The sequence below is a fragment of the Chitinophaga sp. genome, assembly GCF_019236475.1.
Classification (GTDB): Bacteria; Bacteroidota; Bacteroidia; order Chitinophagales; family Chitinophagaceae; genus Chitinophaga.
Genome location: NZ_JAFAIX010000009.1, coordinates 277,188 through 293,630, shown reverse-complemented (window position 1 = coordinate 293,630; position 16,443 = coordinate 277,188). Strand labels below are relative to the sequence as shown.

13 protein-coding genes and 1 tRNA gene are annotated in these 16,443 nt (G+C 41.6%); 4 read left to right on the top strand and 10 right to left on the bottom strand.

Going from position 1 to position 16,443, the window contains the following annotated elements:
- The first annotated feature begins 78 nt into the window (after window positions 1-78).
- Window positions 79-891: a 2,3,4,5-tetrahydropyridine-2,6-dicarboxylate N-succinyltransferase gene (locus JO154_RS12495; protein ID WP_111595502.1), complete on the top strand. Its 813-nt coding sequence runs from the start codon at window positions 79-81 to the stop codon at window positions 889-891.
- Between the two features lie 431 nt (window positions 892-1,322).
- Here the strand turns inward: JO154_RS12495 and JO154_RS12490 are convergent, their stop codons facing one another.
- From JO154_RS12490 to JO154_RS12480, 3 genes are all read right to left on the bottom strand, one after another.
- Complete coding sequence (locus JO154_RS12490) at window positions 1,323-3,689, bottom strand: ABC transporter permease (protein ID WP_291945888.1); 2,367 nt, start codon at window positions 3,687-3,689, stop codon at window positions 1,323-1,325.
- A gap of 135 nt (window positions 3,690-3,824) precedes the next feature.
- Entirely contained in the window at window positions 3,825-5,066 is a 1,242-nt protein-coding gene (gene fabF / locus JO154_RS12485; protein WP_291945887.1) for a beta-ketoacyl-ACP synthase II, read from the bottom strand.
- A 10-nt stretch (window positions 5,067-5,076) separates the two neighbouring features.
- Entirely contained in the window at window positions 5,077-5,631 is a 555-nt protein-coding gene (locus tag JO154_RS12480; protein ID WP_291945886.1) for a TetR/AcrR family transcriptional regulator, read from the bottom strand.
- 141 nt (window positions 5,632-5,772) lie between these two features.
- Between JO154_RS12480 and JO154_RS12475 the strand changes: the two genes are divergently transcribed.
- Window positions 5,773-5,856, top strand: a tRNA-Leu gene (locus JO154_RS12475).
- Between the two features lie 268 nt (window positions 5,857-6,124).
- On the opposite strand, the gene JO154_RS12470 is transcribed toward JO154_RS12475, so the two are convergent.
- Window positions 6,125-7,093, bottom strand: coding sequence for a helix-turn-helix domain-containing protein (locus JO154_RS12470; RefSeq protein WP_291945885.1), 969 nt, complete (start codon window positions 7,091-7,093; stop codon window positions 6,125-6,127).
- Window positions 7,094-7,221: 128 nt separating this feature from the next.
- Between JO154_RS12470 and JO154_RS12465 the strand changes: the two genes are divergently transcribed.
- Window positions 7,222-8,013: an SDR family oxidoreductase gene (locus JO154_RS12465; protein WP_291945883.1), complete on the top strand. Its 792-nt coding sequence runs from the start codon at window positions 7,222-7,224 to the stop codon at window positions 8,011-8,013.
- A 210-nt stretch (window positions 8,014-8,223) separates the two neighbouring features.
- Here JO154_RS12465 and JO154_RS12460 read toward each other — a convergent pair whose 3' ends face one another.
- Genes JO154_RS12460 through JO154_RS12440 form a run of 5 tightly spaced genes read right to left on the bottom strand, consistent with a single transcriptional unit; the run spans window position 8,224 to window position 14,752 of the window.
- Entirely contained in the window at window positions 8,224-9,081 is an 858-nt protein-coding gene (locus JO154_RS12460) for a CHAT domain-containing protein (RefSeq protein ID WP_291945881.1), read from the bottom strand.
- On the bottom strand, window positions 9,078-12,392 hold the full coding sequence (locus JO154_RS12455; protein ID WP_291945880.1) for a hypothetical protein: 3,315 nt from the start codon (window positions 12,390-12,392) through the stop codon (window positions 9,078-9,080). The genes JO154_RS12460 and JO154_RS12455 overlap by 4 nt, the downstream gene beginning before the upstream one ends.
- Window positions 12,393-12,402: 10 nt before the next feature.
- A complete protein-coding gene (locus JO154_RS12450; protein WP_291945878.1) occupies window positions 12,403-13,614 on the bottom strand; it encodes an SIR2 family protein in 1,212 nt (403 codons plus the stop codon).
- Between the two features lie 14 nt (window positions 13,615-13,628).
- Complete coding sequence (locus JO154_RS12445) at window positions 13,629-14,378, bottom strand: hypothetical protein (RefSeq protein WP_291945876.1); 750 nt, start codon at window positions 14,376-14,378, stop codon at window positions 13,629-13,631.
- 32 nt (window positions 14,379-14,410) lie between these two features.
- Window positions 14,411-14,752, bottom strand: coding sequence for a hypothetical protein (locus tag JO154_RS12440; protein WP_291945874.1), 342 nt, complete (start codon window positions 14,750-14,752; stop codon window positions 14,411-14,413).
- Between the two features lie 446 nt (window positions 14,753-15,198).
- On the opposite strand from JO154_RS12440, the gene JO154_RS12435 reads away from it, so the two are divergent.
- The gene (locus JO154_RS12435; RefSeq protein WP_291945872.1) at window positions 15,199-15,384 is read left to right on the top strand and encodes a hypothetical protein; all 186 of its coding nucleotides are present in this window, start codon (window positions 15,199-15,201) and stop codon (window positions 15,382-15,384) included.
- A gap of 51 nt (window positions 15,385-15,435) precedes the next feature.
- Here JO154_RS12435 and JO154_RS12430 read toward each other — a convergent pair whose 3' ends face one another.
- Complete coding sequence (locus JO154_RS12430) at window positions 15,436-16,239, bottom strand: DUF5995 family protein (protein ID WP_291945870.1); 804 nt, start codon at window positions 16,237-16,239, stop codon at window positions 15,436-15,438.
- Window positions 16,240-16,443: the final 204 nt, after the last annotated feature.

Below are 16,443 nucleotides of genomic sequence, written 5' to 3'. Positions count from 1 at the left end.
TGTCTCTTTGCGGCATTGCGAGGCACAATTGCATGAAAAGAAAATTCGCATTATGTTTGCAAAAAATTTAAAAAGACGATGGATTTACAACAACAAATACTGGCAGCCTGGGCGGATCGCAGTCTGTTACAGGAAACCGTATATTCAGATGCAGTCAAAGCGGTAATTGAAGCGGTTGACAAGGGACATCTGAGAGTTGCAGAGCCTACATCCAACGGCTGGAAAGTGAACGAATGGGTGAAACAGGCTATCCTGATGTATTTCTCCATTCAGCCAATGGAAACTATGGAGCTGCCTCCTTTCGAGTTTTACGATAAAATGAAGCTGAAGACCAACTATAAAGACCTGGGTGTAAGAGTTGTTCCTCATGCTATTGCTCGTTACGGCGCCTATATTGCAAAAGGTTGTATCCTGATGCCTTCTTACGTAAACATCGGTGCTTTCGTTGACGAAGGTACTATGGTGGATACTTGGGCAACTGTAGGATCTTGCGCGCAGATCGGTAAAAACGTTCACCTGAGTGGTGGTGTTGGTATCGGTGGTGTATTGGAGCCGCTGCAAGCTAGTCCTGTAATCATCGAAGATGGTTGCTTTGTAGGTTCTCGTTGTATCGTTGTAGAAGGTGTGATCGTGGAAAAAGAAGCTGTACTGGGTGCAAACGTAGTACTGACACAGTCTACCAAAATCATTGATGTTAGCGGTCCTGAACCAATTGAGTACAAAGGCCGTGTACCAGCTCGTAGCGTGGTAATTCCTGGTACTTATACCAAGAAATTCCCTGCTGGCGAATACCAGGTATCTTGTGCATTGATCATTGGTCAGCGTAAAGCTTCTACCGACTTGAAAACAAGTTTGAATGATACACTGCGTGAATTTAATGTAGCTGTATAATTCTACTGAAAGTATAAAAGGATTTTGATAGGAAAAGGGTTTGACGTCTGCGACGTCAAACCCTTTTCCTTATTTTTTTATCGCCCCAGCCCGCTGGGCAGGGGCGATAGGCAAGAAAGCTTTGCCTTCATTCCCTTTGGGTTTATCTGCGCAGAGGCGATAGGCAGGAAAGCTTTGCTTTCATTCCCTTTGGGTTTATCTGCCCAGAGGCGATAGGCAGGAAAGCTTTGCCTTCATTCCCATTGGGTTTATCTGCGCAGAGACGATAGGCAGGAAAGTTTTGCTTTCATTCCCTTTGGGTTTATCTGCGCAGAGACGATAGGCAGGAAAGCTTTTGATGAAGTACCGCTTAGCTGGGCAGGCACGATAGGCGGTAGATTTCAGCTTTCATTTAATTTTAAATACAACCTCATTTTTTATAGAGACACGTGCTATTCTGTCTTCAGATTCTTCACCGGATTAGTGAGGGCCGCCTTGACAGATTGAGTACTGACGGTCGCGATAGCAATCAGTAAAGCCAACGCGCCAGTGCCGATAAACACAGCAGGACTTATACTGACATGAAAATCATATTTTTTCAACCAGTTGCTCATCATCCACAATGCAATGGGAGAAGCGATAGTACAGGCCAGTAGCACCATCCAGATAAATTCCTTTGACAACAGTATCCAGAGGTTTACGACAGAAGCGCCCAAGGTTTTGCGGATACCAATCTCTCTCGTTCTTCTTTCCGCCATGTACATGGCCAATCCAAATAAACCCAGACAGGAAATTAATATGGCCAATACAGAGAAAATGACTGCCAGTTTACCTGCTTGTTTTTCCGTATCGAATTTCTTTGCGAATTCTTGGTCTGTGAAGGTATAAGCAAATGGTAGCGAAGGGTCATATTTTTCGAATATAGGCCGCAGCGTATTCAGTGCCACAGCCGTATTCACATTAGGTTTCAAGCGTAATAGTACTGCATTTGGATGGTCTGTATTGAATAGGAAAACCAGTGGAGATATGGGTTTGAAGGGGTCCGTTAGGATGACATCTTTTACCACGCCGAGTATGGTCCACCGCCGGTCTCCTTCTGCGATCGTTTTTCCTAGTGGGTCTTGGAAGCCCAATATTTTTGCAGCCGCCTCATTGATGATGACACCACTAGAATCTGTACTGTAGTTCCTGCGGAAAGCATGACCTTTTGTAAATTGTAATCCTACAGTTTTTTCGAAATCGAAATCCGTCATGATCACGTCTAGCGCGATGTTTGCGGTTGGGTCCTTACCCTCCCACTTGAAATCGCTCCAGCTATTGTACAAGGTAGTCATGGGTTGCGAAGAGCGCGCGACCGATTCCAGGACGTTTGTCTCCATTAATTCATTCTTCAACGCATCATAATTCTTCCGCAGATCATCGCTAGCTTGTACGTTGATCAGGTTCATGGCATTATATCCTGGATTACGCTGCTGGCCATATCTTACCTGTTGAAAGATAATAATCGTGCAAATGATGAGTATGCAGGAAATGGAAAATTGCGTTACCACCAGTATCCGACGGAACCAGGCAGCACCGCCAGCCGGGCGCCAGGAGCCTTTCAACACCGCAATAGGTTTGAAGGCCGACAAATACACTGCCGGATAAATGCCCGAAATAAAACCAGTAGCGATGCACACCAGCAACATCACCGCCAGCAATCGGAGGTTGAAAGCATTCCCGTGAATATGTTCAAAGCCAAGATCGCGGATGAAAGGATAAATCAGCACTAGGAGTAGAATAGCTATGAAGAAAGCCAGTACAGATGTGAGCAATGATTCCACCATGAATTGCAAAAAGAGTTGTTTGCGCGTGGAGCCAGCGGATTTCCGCACACCTACTTCCCTGCTACGTTTTTCAGATCTGGCAGTAGTCAGATTCATAAAATTCATACAAGCCACTAACAGCACGAAGATGCCTACCAGCATGAATAATTGCACGTAGGTAATACGTCCACCGACATTTTTCCAGTTGACATAATCGCTATACAGATGCCAGCGGGTAAGTGGTTGGACGGTGAAGAACTGATCTTTGGTTTCAGGAGATTTCTGCGCGAGGATTCTTTCCACCTTCTCTGTGAAAGTTGCCATGGACGTACCTTCACGAAGTTGTACAATATTCAAGAGAATGTTGTCTCCCCATGACATTCCTCGTTCATTAAATTTTTGTTGAGCAGCGTAGAAATCAAAGTTTACTAGGAAGTCGAAATTTACCGAGGAATTTTCCGGCACATCCTGTATAACGCCCGTAATCAGCATGTCATAGGTATTATCCAGTCGCAGTGTTTTGCCAACAGCATCCAGGGAACCAAACAGCGATTTCGCTGTAGTGGCGGAAATGATGATACTATTCTGCTCCTTAAGAGCAGTTGCGCTATTGCCACTCAGGAGTGGAAATGAGAACATATGGAGGAAATCGGGATCTACAAACATGCCGTTTTTACGGAATTTGTTATCCTTTACGAGCAGGCTATGTTCTTGTGGCCAGGAATTACGCACAGCATATTGCACCTCTGGAAAGCTATTTTTCAGTTCCTGGTATAGGGGCAATGGCGTAGCCGCGAAGGTAGATTTCACCCCATTGTACTGTACGTTTCTCATCACCATTGCGATACGATCCTTGTTGGTATGGAACGTATCAAAACTGCGTTCATAATGTACCCACATATAAACCAGCAAGGCGAAAGCCATACCTGTGGCGAGTCCGAAGATATTTATAAAAGAAAGGACCTTATTTTGACGGAGGTGGCGCCAGGCGACTTTCAAATAGTTTACCAACATAGGCGGATTGTTTGGAGGGTATCGCCAACAAAAATACCAGAAACGTGGACACTTATCTATCAGCAACTTATGCAAAAGTACTAACAGATAAGTGTTCACTAAGGGGCAAGGTATGTCCGGAAGTGGACAATAAAGTTATATTTTTCGGAAGACAACAATCCCATTGTGTCCGCCGAAGCCAAACGTATTGCTGATGGCCACTTTCACGTCTTTCTCCAGTGCATTGCCTAGGACAATCTGGAGATTGGCGGGGATTTCCGGGTCTAGGTTCGTAGTATTGATCGTTGGCGGAATCAATTTCTTATCGATACTCAATATAGCTGCAATCGCTTCTATTGCCCCTGCAGCGCCCAATAAATGGCCCGTCATTGATTTGGTGGCACTTATATACAAATGGCTCGGATCATCGCCAAAAAGGCGTGTAATTGCTTTAATTTCACTCAAGTCACCAACAGGAGTACTCGTTGCATGCGCATTGAGGTAATCCACATCCGTCGTGTTTAGGCCTGCATCTTCCAGGGCGAATTTCATTGCTTGGAAAGCGCCGAGGCCTTCTGGATGGGTAGCCGTCATATGGTAAGCATCCGCCGTCATAGCCGCGCCAGCCACCTCCGCATATATTTTAGCACCGCGCGCTTTTGCGTGTTCATATTCTTCCAAGATGAGCGCACCGGCGCCTTCCCCCATCACGAAACCATCTCTTTCCGTATCGAAAGGGCGGGCCGCAGTTGCGGGATCCTCATTCCTGGTAGACATCGCCTTCATTGCACAGAAGCCACCCACAGAAGCAGGCGTGATAGGCGCTTCAGAGCCGCCAGTGATAATCACCTTTGCCTTACCAAGGCGGATATAATTAAGCGCATCCATGATAGCCGTGTTCGAAGTGGCGCAAGCAGAAACAGTCGTATAGTTAATACCCATCAAACCATACTTCATAGAAATCATTCCCGAAGCCATATTCGCGATCAGGCGGGGAACAAAGTAGGGGCTGAATCGGGGAATATTACCACCGTTCACATATTCCGTTACTTGTTCCTCGAAAGTTTGCATTCCTCCTTGGCCACTACCCCAGATGACACCCGTATCAAAAGGATTCATGGCAGCAAAATCGATCCCTGCATCGGCGACCGCTTCTGCAGTAGCGGAGAGGGCGTATTGCGTAAAAGGATCTGTTTTACGCAGTTCAGCTTTATCGAGGGCCAGTGTAGGATCATAGTTTTTCAGTTCACAGGCGAAGCGAGTTCTGAATTTAGAGGGATCGAAGCGGGTGATCGTGGCAGCGCCGCTGGCGCCAGCTACCAACTGATTCCAGAAAGTGTTTACATCATTTCCGAGCGGCGTAACAGCACCCATTCCGGTAACTACAACTCTTTTCATAGCATTGATTTTAAGGGATAAGGTCCTCCATAAGTTGGTGGCTTATCCGGGTAAATATTTCGGGTCCTAGCACGCGGGACATGAGCAGGGAAGCCTGAAGATTCGTCATAATCAGCAGTGCCCTGTCTGCCGCTTTTCCTTTAAACTGGAAGCGTTTGTGTTTGCGCCCGTTTTCGAGTGTTTGTGAAAGCCAATGCAGAATATCTTCTGCCATTTGTTGTACTTCTTGCTGCATATCTGGCGCGAGGGTATTATAATCCGGCGACAGGGAGCCCATCAGGCATATGTTTCCCGCATGGCAATGTTTGCGGAATACATTGATTAATTGCTGTAACTGTTCTTGTTCTGGTAGTTTGTTCCATTTGGCGATGGTAGCAGCGAAGCGGTTTCTGTCGTGTTGGATGACACCTATTCCCAGGTCAGATTTTGCGGGGAAGTGGTAGTGGACGGCAGCATTTTTCATCTCTAGCGGTTCGGCGATATCCTTATAAGAGAAGGCGTTGAAGCCGCGTACACGGATTAACTGGTCCGCTAGGGAAACGATTTTATCTTTTGTTTCAGACATAATTAGTTAGATACTCACGGCCCAAAAATACTTACTTACCAGTAAGTAAGCAAATTTATCTCTGTTGGGAGCTTTTTAAAAATATATTTGGTAGAATAAAAGATATTCCTATCTTTGCACCCCTGAAACACAAAATCAGTTGCCCAGATGGCGAAATTGGTAGACGCACTGTGTTCAGGTCGCAGCGCTCGCAAGGGTGTGCTGGTTCGAATCCAGTTCTGGGCACTAGGAAAAGCCTGTAAGTTTAGCTTACAGGCTTTTCTATTTTCTACGGGTGTCAAATTTCCCCGCTACTCACGCTTCTTCCCATTATTTATGACACTCACAATGACACTCACTTTTGAAAGCATTTCCTAGCTTTTACTAGGAATTCCAGGCAGCGAGTAACACCATTCCATTGGGCACAATACCTATAGGCACAATACCTATTCCCCATTTTTAAATCTGGGCTTTTAACATCATAATTGTAATTAGAAATGCTCCGTTTCATTGTTCAATTGAATTTTGCCTTATAATCTACTGGCGACATTCCCGTTATTCTTTTAAATATTTCTTTGAAGGTCCGTTCATCATTATAACCGACATCCTCCATAATTTCAAACATGGTTTTTCTACCTTTTTCCAACAAGTTTTTTGCAACTTCCATCTTTATCCGTTGCATATATTCAACGGGTGTATTACCAGTTGCTTTAATAAAACGTCGATCAAAATTTCTCCTGCTAACGGCAAGTTTGGAGGCAAGTTTTTCAAAGGATATTTTTTCACCTGGATTTTCTTCCATATAGACCTGTGCTCTGCTGACCACCTCATCATTGTGATGCTTTTGAGGTTGAAAAATTGTAAATGGTGACTGAGACGTTCGGTCGAAATCAATCTGAAAAACTTTTGAACAGTAAATGGCGGTTTGCCGATCAAAAAACTTTTCAACCAAAAAAAGGATTAGGTTTAAAAAAGAAAAAGCACCACCATTGGTATACAACCCTTGTCCGGCAATAAGTAACTTGTCAATATGTAAATCAACATTAGGGAATAATCGCCTGAAATCACGCTCTGCTTTCCAATGTGTGGAACATATTTTTCCGTCGAGTAAACCTGTGGCTGCAAGTAAAAATGCACCTGTACATATACTGGCAATTTCGGCATCTTTCTTATATTGTAAACATAGCCATTCAATCAATATTTTATTATTGCTAATTAATCGTTCGTAGCCGCCCGGATCGGTAACCGAAGGAATAATCACCAAGTCATGTTTTTTGATGTCTTTGATATCTAAAGGGTGAAGCGAATAAAATTGGCCATAATGTTTTAATTCGGATGGCACGGCGGCTACGCGTATTTCCATCTTAGGCCCATTTCCTAATTTTTGCCAATACTCGTCAGCACTTCTAAGAATCTCCAACGTACCCATTACACTACTTAGGTTCGTTTCACCAGCTGGCAGAATGATGGTTACTTGTTTCATTATTTTTTTCCTTCAAAAGTATGGCAATATTTTGTCCAAATCAACACAAGATATTGTCCATTTTACGCATAAATAGAACAAACTATGGACACTACTTTTGCCTTGTCATTTTAATCAAAATCAGAATTATGTTACTAAAGGACAAAGTTTCCATTATTTATGGCGCTGGAGGCGCAGTTGGTCGTACGATTGCGGAAACCTTTGCACGGGAAGGTTCAAAGGTTTTTCTTACCGGCCGCAATAGGTCAAATGTAGAAATTGTGGCAAAAAAAATTAACGCCGCTGGTGGCTATGCAGATGTTTCTGAAGTTGATGCACTGGATGAGCGGGCAATCTCAAAGCATCTCGATGCAGTTCTTGCTAAAGAAGGACATGTTGATATTTCATTTAATGCCGTCGGACTGCGTAACACAATGCTACAAGGTGTGCCACTTATTGATCTCCCCACTGATCAATTTATGGCTCCCATTTTATCGCACGTGCAATCCAATTTTCTTTCAGCGCGTGTAATTGGTCGGCATATGATTGAGCAAGGTTCGGGTGTCCTGATGAATGTTACTTCCAGTCCATCGCGGGTAGCAATCCCACATATGGGAGGGGTTGCCATTGCCATGGCAGCTGAAGAGGCTTTGATAAGAGATCTGTCAGCTGAGCTTGGCCCTCGTGGTGTTAGAGTTGTTGGTTTACGCCCACATGGAATGGTAGATAGCGAAACTATACAAGAAGTATATGGACTTCATGCCAAGGCTAATAACATTACTCGCGAGCAATTCCAGAAAATTATTGAGGGACGTACTCATCTTAAACGCCTGCCTACATTACAGGAAATGGCCGAAGTCGCTGCATTTATGGCTTCGGATCGAGCAAGTGCTATGACGGGTACTATTGTTAACCTAAGTATGGGTGTAATTGCAGATTAAACTTCAATAAAATCAGGTGTTACCTGTAGTAGCACCTGATTTTCTCTTTTTGCGCCATTTACAAAATAAAGTCATAGATATCAAAATATAGATAACTTATTAAGCATCAACACTAATTGGTTCGATAATGATCCACTAAGGGGCACAAGGAAAAGCCTGTAAGTTTAGCTTACAGGCTTTTTTGTTTTTGGTGGGGGGTAATTAATGACATCAATTTACCTGCAATATGCCATCTACCCACATCTGCGGTGTGTCTACCTGCTCTTGATTATTCACTTCTAGTCTAGTTAGTGCCTGACGAAAGGCATTCAGGTAATCAATGGTGGGGGCTGAACACAGAGCGGTGTAAAATGTTTCTGCGAAATTGGTACCGGCCATATCGCTGATAGGAAGAGACATACCGATAACATGTTTTACTTCCTGTGAAAGGGCGGCACCGAGTATAGAAGTTTCACAACCATTAAGTATCACACAGTCTGTCATCCCCTTAATCGTCCTGAACAAATTGCAGAAAGCTGATATTTTGATTAGTTCAGATTTATTATCTGGTGTACTCAGGAAAATACCTTCCGGTGTCCCATGGCCTGTAAAATGGACAACTGCCGGCTGGTATTTGTTTAACTCCGCTACAAAGGAATTATATTCAGCTGCGAGTAAGGGCATTTCCAACAAAATTTGTTGGTTGTTGCTTTTTTTTATGATCTCACTAATTCTTCTGAATTCATAATCGGGCTGCAACCGGTTTTCTGTCTTGGGAAGTGATTGTACAAAAAGGATATTGATCTTTTTATTGCCCTTCCCATCATTTATATGGTACAGTTTTTCGAGTTCTGTGGGGGTCAGTTGCTTCAGGACGAATTGTAATCGTCTTTTCAGAGTTGCCAGTTTAACCTCATAATCCATCCTATTCATCAGTCCATCATTAAAATTAGAGATGGCAGTATTGAGATCTCCCATGAGTAACGCCAGTCCTGTTTGCATGGGGAGCTGATCTGAGAATTGAGGAATAATGGTTTCTATTGATTCTTTGTTTACAAAAATTATGAGGTGATCAAGTGTTGTTGTCATAAGCCTGCTAGTTTACGGAAGATATTATATACACCTGTTTGTGCGAAGTTGTATTTTTTATAAATGGAATCGTTTAGGTGCCATTTTTCTCTGTTCTGATAGCGTATCCATGTGACAATGCTTTCCGGATTATCCCCATTAACACTTTTGATCATTGGGTCCTGGAAGTCTGTCAGCATTAGATAGCTATTGTAATTGGAGAGTATTACATTATTGTATACGGTACATCCATCGCAAGGAAATCTGTTTAATATATTCAAATGCCTATCCAGCAAGTAAATGGAAGCAGTTGTTTTTGCAAATACTGTATCACCGCCAATTGAAAAACTGGTGCCAATAATGAAATCGTTTAATGTTATGCTGTCTGTTTTTTCTTTTGGATGATAGAGCGCGAGATTGCTATTACTAAGGATTAGTACATCTGATTTACGGCTAACAACAGTTTGTAGTTGATCCGTAGCAAGTGTGCCGTTAATAGAAGTTGGGAGTTGGTTTAAGTTTGGGTTCAGGAAGATGCTTTTTTGAGCTGTTTGAATAATTAGATAATGGCCCTGATCAAAGGATGCATTTTTGATTGGAGCTGAGATGTTTATTCTGGCCATTCTTTCTCCAAGAATATTATATTGTTGAACATAGGAGAGCTGATTTTTTTCCTGACCATAGCTATAAATATATGGAGAATTATAGTCGTTGGGCGGAATCAATGTTTCTCCAGGTTGCAATTGCCATCGCTGGATAGGTTGTAGCTGATCATTAAAAGTTTGAATGGCTTCACTAATCGGTTCTATAGTAAAAAAAAGATGTTCTTTTTCACTATAAAACATCTGCTGCCCCATGACTTTGAAATGGATTTGTTGTCCCATGACGTTAGCCTTTAGTTGGGAGAAAAAAGACTGTATGGCCGTCGTCTGCAGGTAAGCGACTGTTTGAGGGATGTATTTTTTTATTGAAATATTATTGAGTATTTTTTCTTTCTGGATTGTTTTAGTAATCCAGGAAAATTTGAATGCCCATCGATCTGTTAGTTTTGGAGGTGCACTATTGGAGATAGCATAGAAGGATAAACTACCCTGAGTTCTAATGAACATGTATGGTGCATTTTCAACAAAACCGCCTTCAAGTACATTATTGAAATGAAAGGCGCTATCCCCCTTGTGCCAGTATAGAGTTATATCTTTTGGCTTTTCACTTGGTGGTATAAAGGAGTTGTCGGGAGTGTAGTTTGCTACACCTGACATCGTGTCCTTATCAATATATGAAACAAGAAAAACCCCATCTTCAGATCCGTTCATGAAAGATCCTACCAATTTTCCGGGCATGGAAATTCTTTTTCCAAGGAGTTTGCTATTGAGGAATTCGCTGACTAATTTATTACTCGCGGATAAGCTTTCTTTGGGCTGTTTTCTCAGGCGTGTAAAGGTTTCTCCAAGCAGGAAAATTTTCTCTCGAATTCCATTTTGTTCATCGTCTGGCTTTATAAAGATCTTTTGTGCAGTGGTACTGGCATTATAACGGAAATATAGTAACCAGCTGTTTCTGAGGAGCCAAAAAAATGTTCCTAGAAGTATCAGACTGGCAATGGCTAAGTAGGAAACCGTTCTGTACTTCCGCATTTGCTTGATTCCAGTGTCTTTAGCGCCCATTCTGAAGGCAGCGTCTTTATATATCTCGTTCAGCACATAGTAATATCTCCTACCTCTTTTGGCTGTCCTATCCCAATATTCAATGCGAATGATCGTCTTTTCCCTGATAAGTCTATGTAGCAATTCCCTCCTGATTTCTGAGGCCGGAAGCGCTATTGTTTGAAGATTGCCGGCAGTATCCAGGAATCTTGTACTGATGAGCTGTTTTATTTGCTTTTTGTCTTCCGGGGAGAACTTTGAAAGCATTGTCTCGTAATGAATGGCGATTGAATCGGAGAGACTGCCATAATGCTTTTCATCTCTGGCCACCTCTGTAATGGGATCGATAAAAGAATCATGACTTAGTTCATAGCTTTCACCACTAACGGTATTGATTTCTCTTCTAACGATGCGTGTTTCTGTCAGTCTTTCTAGCAAGCCCTCATCAAATCCAAGTGAGTTGATGAATACCTTATCCAGGCATACACGGCTCATCGTTTTTTCATCGATAAGTTTTCTTTCAATCAGGTACCATACCTGCAATGCTTCAAAGCCATCAAAGGATACACCAACCGTATCTGGAACGGTTATGCCTGGGCGATTTTTGAAAATCTGGAGATAATAATTTTTGGAGATATCTTTTAAATTACTTACATCATTTACTTGTAGCTCAACCGTTTTGTTTGCCTCCTGGCGGCAGATGGCCTGATCTTCCAAGTGCTGGCATACAATCTGCAACAGGAATGTTTCGATTTTTATTTCCGGACGCCTGTTTTTTACACGGACAGTCAGGAAGCTTTCAATTGTCTTGATCACGTCCTCATCGATGAGAAAAGGGCGCGATAAGTAAGGTCCTTGGGCCGTTGCCGGACTGCATATCACATGCTTTAATTTTTCTACTGGTAGTCTTTTTAAATGATAACGATTACGAAAAATATCTGGTATTACCGTTCCCAGGTCATCCAGTTGGTATAGTTTGTCTGACCGGATGCCTAATAGAAAATGAAGACGAAGGCCATTTTGCAGTAGATTTAGCTGGAACTCTCCTGCTTCATTATCCAGGAGACTTTTTTTGTTAGGCGCCAATTCCTCATCTATCAGTTTTTGAAAGGGCTCGGCGAAAACGGCTGGTGGACGGTTGTATACAATCTCTGCGATAGCGGTATTTAACTGGCTGATCTCATTTGCGGTGGCATTAAATATTTGCTCAAACTGATCCATAATGAGCAAGATTCCTGCAAATTCATCATGGTATTTCCATTGAAGTGATTTGAAGAGCTGCCAGGCACTGATTTCTTCAGTGGGCAACTTTAAGGCTGGCATAAATAGAGGGGAGTCTTCCAGATAGTTTTGCAGTTGTGTGATTAATTGTGCTACTAAGGAGGAGCTTTTTTCTATATCTGTATTTACCATATAGCGAATCTTAATGATTTTGAAAGATTTCGCTATGATAGTACTCTCCTCCGGTATTGAATTGGAGGGTTGAGGAACTGGTTTTTCAAAAAGAGGACAAAGTCCTGCCTCTATTAGTGAAGACTTTCCAATACCAGATCGTCCGAATAGAACGGTAACGGTATTGAGCTTTATTAGATTCCCCAACAAAGAGATGTCGTCTTCCCTACCAAAGAACAGCTCCATATATTCCTCTGAAAAAGGAACCGGACCGGGATATCGTCTTAATTCAGCCATATTAACCTTGTTATACTGTACCAAGTTTATTGTGGATGATGTTGATAATTGCCTCACGAGAATCTCTCATCCTGATATCAAAGTTCTCTTTGGTTATTTTATCCTGATCATATATAAGTTGTGAGAGATCACCTTGGACTAGATCGAGTCTGTGAACATTACTGTTGTCATTTGCTTCCCGAAGATAATGACCCAATCCCTCGCATGTTTCAATAAGTGCATCCGGACTAGGATCTCTCTTTACTTTGTTATAGGCGTCATTTAAAGAAAGGGAAGAGGCAATTTGTTGTTTTCGTTTACGAAAAAGGGAATGATTTGCACCAGTATGGACTGCCTCATCTCGTTCTGTCTCGGCAGTACAGAAGATTTCCTTTATTAATTCTACGGTGGATACATTGTGGATTGGATTTATCTCCATTGGATACTTCTGAAGCCATTTCATATAGTTTGCGTTCTCTCTATCCGCTGTATCATCCAGTACAGTGATTGCAAACGCGCGATCAACCTGATTATTATCGATACCTAGAAGTTTGGTCAGCATAATAGGCACGTACCATTTCTTTAGATCGAAACCCAAGAAACAGAACAATGAACATTTTGCCAGGCGCACTTTAAGCGCAGATAGTTGTGCCTGCTGATGATCACCAATGAATACGAAGAAAAATTCGTAAAAAGAATTATAGTCTATTATTAGAGAGTCTTGCTGCAGATGGTATCCATATAAATTGTATACCAAAGGAATCTTCGTATCAAGTGAAGCGTTCACACTTTTTTCTGATTGGTCGGTCTTTTCAGAAGCGTTTGGTTTACGGTAATACTGGAAAATACAATGGGAGTTTGTAGCCTTGAAAGCATTATACATAAAGTCGTCCTGCGTAAAGCAGAGAATAGTATTAAAATTCAACTGTGCGATTAGCTGATACGTTTCGTGAATGTTCTCCTGAAGGTCTTGATAAAAGCTTGAAATGGTTTGTTTATGTTTTTGTTTTAGTAATTGCACTCCTCTTCCGTTCGCATTTAGGTCGGACTTCGCAATGAAAATATTATCATAGTCTGTATCCAGATCTACCTTATACTCTTTAATCAATGTTTCCTTGAGCAACTCATTCACCTTTTTTTCCTCTTTGGTGATTGCAAAAAGAGGCCCTAGGATCAGGGCGCATTCGCCAGATCTGATTTTGCTCAGAAGAATTTTATATTCATCTGTATTAGTAAATGGCATTTTACAGATTTTCTTTATTCTGTAATAAATTCTTTAGTATCGAAGGGGAGATTTTCCAATTGCGATGGCAACTGCATACTCGTCATGTAATCAGACGATTTGAAAACAGGGTTTCCCAGGAATGGTTTCCGAATTCCTTTTACATTAAAAAGCGGAACCAAGCCTGTACTTCCCAGTATTTTAATACTACTTCCGCTTTCATTCATTACATTTATTTTAGCACCTGGCACTGCTAGGCTTCCACCCGCTATAGGTAAACTGCAAGCCAACTGCAAGGTATTGTTGGAGGTAGTGGAGATTATAAGGGAAGTATTATCTGTCTGAATAATATCCGTGACAATGACCCATTCCTTCTTCCAGAAGCCAGCATCGTACTTCTCAAGGATAGCGTCTCCCAATTCATCAATGTTTGAAATAATCACATGTTTGGAGTTAGAGAACTGGAACAAGATACCTGAACTGCCTTCAAACTTAACTTCTACGTTTGCCTGCATTGGTACGCCACTTACTGGGATGGTACCAGTGCTACCATTTAAGGCAGTTACCCGAGTATTTTTAGAATTGTAATCGAGCGACAATAACCCACTACTTTCCCTAGTTTTAAAGGTAAGTCCCTGATCTTCTAGGGTGGTAGTGAGTGTAAATAACCCTTGATCCAGTACGCCGATATCACCCAATTTAATGGGCATATCCGGTGTCCAGCTCGCTCGATATTGTGTAGTATCGAACATGTGCTGCACGTAAAACTTTGGAGGGAGTTGCATAATTATTTATTTTTTGGGGTAGAACAATCATGTCAAGTACTGATTTGTGGTATATCCTGGAAATAAGGAGATATCACATTTGCAATAATCCAACTTTGAGGGTTGGGATAAAGTATATTGAATACCTGTACCTTGAAGAAATAGCCTGCTGGCTGATTCATAAAGAAATAAAACCCATCTGCATTGGTGAAATTATAGCCAGTGCTCACCCACTGGGCACCATTCCATATCCACAAGTCTATGCGAACATTGTAGAGAGGATAAACACGCCCACTCTCAGGGTCATATCTTACGATCCTACCTCTTAAATTAGTAGCAGACGCAACACTAACGGATAGTAACACCGTCGTCAATAAAAAAAATAAGTATTTCATAATAATACAAATGGAGAAATCGAGAGGGATTTATCTTGTATTAATTATAATATTTAGTTGAAATTTATGATACTAAGACCGGTCTGTTGAGTAATGAATATTTGGAGTTACAAATAATTGAAACATGCAATCGATACATACATAGAATATATTTCTACAGTGTAGAATAAAGATATGACTTTTAAATTAAAAAATAATAAAGAGAAAAGATTTTTAGCTGATATAGGGCCAATTAAGGAATTACTATCATTAGGTGATAACCTTCGTTCACGAGATATTACATGAGAAAATGCCATTGGTAGCTACCTAGATACTTAACAAAAAGATTGCTTGGCAACTTTTTTATTCCGGCCCTGTAGGTACTCCATCCCCACAAATTCAATCCCTCACTGCAAACTTCTTGCAGCAGCAACATTTAACTTAGGTCCTCACCCTAAATTTCACGCATGAAAAAGAAACAAATTAACCTGGAGAAAAAATTAACTTTAAAAAAGATGCCAATTGCCTCCATGGTACAACAGCCAGAACAAATTCTTGGCGGAGCAGCATTGATGTCACAGCCAAACACTTTGTGCGCTACCATCAACTACACTATTTGCAATACTGTATGTTTAGGTCATTCTTGCGCATAATTTAACCCATTGAAGGGTTGCTCTCTCAGAGCAACCCTTCATAAGCCCTTGTTATAGTTTAAAACCTTTCAATTCTTTCTTATAAGGCTTCTTAAAGTCATTCAATACATCAATGATATAGCTCACTCTTTTGCATTCGAAAACATGAATGAGCCATACGCCAATTCTCAGAAAGCCGCTATTCTTAATCAGACTCCCTCCTAGCTCCGCTATCTCATTATCTCGTTTGACAATAAAATCATCGTATGCGTTGCCTTTTTGTAAAGCTAACTCCTCTGCAAAACACCAGGAGCCATCCCTCGCATTACCAAGACTGAACTGCACCAACATGGAATTTGATTTGGTACCTCTAAAACCAAGTATCGACATAAAGGGAGACAAGAGATTCAACTGACTGATAACCCCATATGTAAGTGAAGATAGAATCAGGTTGATATTATTGTAATCCGTTCTGAGATGATCCAAGTTGCCATCCGACACTTCGCAAGCAGCAATTCCCAAGTCGAGATTGATATGTGCATTCATTCCCAATAACAAGTGTTGTAAAATTAAATAGGAACGTTTCTTTGTGGCATTGAAACAAACCGCCCAAGATCCTGTGACCGGCTTTCCTTGCTGCCATTGGTCAAACGCATAAAAATACCGATTCGCAAACTGAATATCTAGCCTGGTAATACTTTTCCCATCGCCAAACTGGCCCGCCGCTATACCTTCCTTTACTTTCAAAGTCACTTTGTAATACAGGGCGGCGAAATAACCACTACGGTCTCCATTTTTCATGGCCTTACTGATGATATCTTCCAGTTTTGCCAATACATCATCTAAAGTACTTGCTACTATTGGGGTTGAAGACATATACACTTGTTTTTGATGGTCGCGATACTGAAGGTTACTAGGAATTGCTTATGGATAAATGTAATAATTTGTTTGGATTACGCCAATAAACCCCTTCTTTCTGAAGATATAAAAAACCTTAACGGAAACATTGTCTAACTGGCCCTGTATTTTGTCCACTTCGAGGGATTCGTTCTATGAAGCAGGAAGTAGGTAGTGCAACTT

Excerpts from the sequence above, each read along its gene's own strand:
- JO154_RS12495 (WP_111595502.1), top strand. The coding sequence starts at position 79 with ATGGATTTACAACAACAAATACTGGCAGCCTGGGCGGATCGCAGTCTG.
- JO154_RS12490 (WP_291945888.1), bottom strand. The coding sequence starts at position 3,689 with ATGTTGGTAAACTATTTGAAAGTCGCCTGGCGCCACCTCCGTCAAAAT.
- fabF (WP_291945887.1), bottom strand. The coding sequence starts at position 5,066 with ATGAAAAGAGTTGTAGTTACCGGAATGGGTGCTGTTACGCCGCTCGGA.
- JO154_RS12480 (WP_291945886.1), bottom strand. The coding sequence starts at position 5,631 with ATGTCTGAAACAAAAGATAAAATCGTTTCCCTAGCGGACCAGTTAATC.
- JO154_RS12470 (WP_291945885.1), bottom strand. The coding sequence starts at position 7,093 with ATGAAACAAGTAACCATCATTCTGCCAGCTGGTGAAACGAACCTAAGT.
- JO154_RS12465 (WP_291945883.1), top strand. The coding sequence starts at position 7,222 with ATGTTACTAAAGGACAAAGTTTCCATTATTTATGGCGCTGGAGGCGCA.
- JO154_RS12460 (WP_291945881.1), bottom strand. The coding sequence starts at position 9,081 with ATGACAACAACACTTGATCACCTCATAATTTTTGTAAACAAAGAATCA.
- JO154_RS12455 (WP_291945880.1), bottom strand. The coding sequence starts at position 12,392 with ATGGCTGAATTAAGACGATATCCCGGTCCGGTTCCTTTTTCAGAGGAA.
- JO154_RS12450 (WP_291945878.1), bottom strand. The coding sequence starts at position 13,614 with ATGCCATTTACTAATACAGATGAATATAAAATTCTTCTGAGCAAAATC.
- JO154_RS12445 (WP_291945876.1), bottom strand. The coding sequence starts at position 14,378 with ATGCAACTCCCTCCAAAGTTTTACGTGCAGCACATGTTCGATACTACA.
- JO154_RS12440 (WP_291945874.1), bottom strand. The coding sequence starts at position 14,752 with ATGAAATACTTATTTTTTTTATTGACGACGGTGTTACTATCCGTTAGT.
- JO154_RS12435 (WP_291945872.1), top strand. The coding sequence starts at position 15,199 with ATGAAAAAGAAACAAATTAACCTGGAGAAAAAATTAACTTTAAAAAAG.
- JO154_RS12430 (WP_291945870.1), bottom strand. The coding sequence starts at position 16,239 with ATGTCTTCAACCCCAATAGTAGCAAGTACTTTAGATGATGTATTGGCA.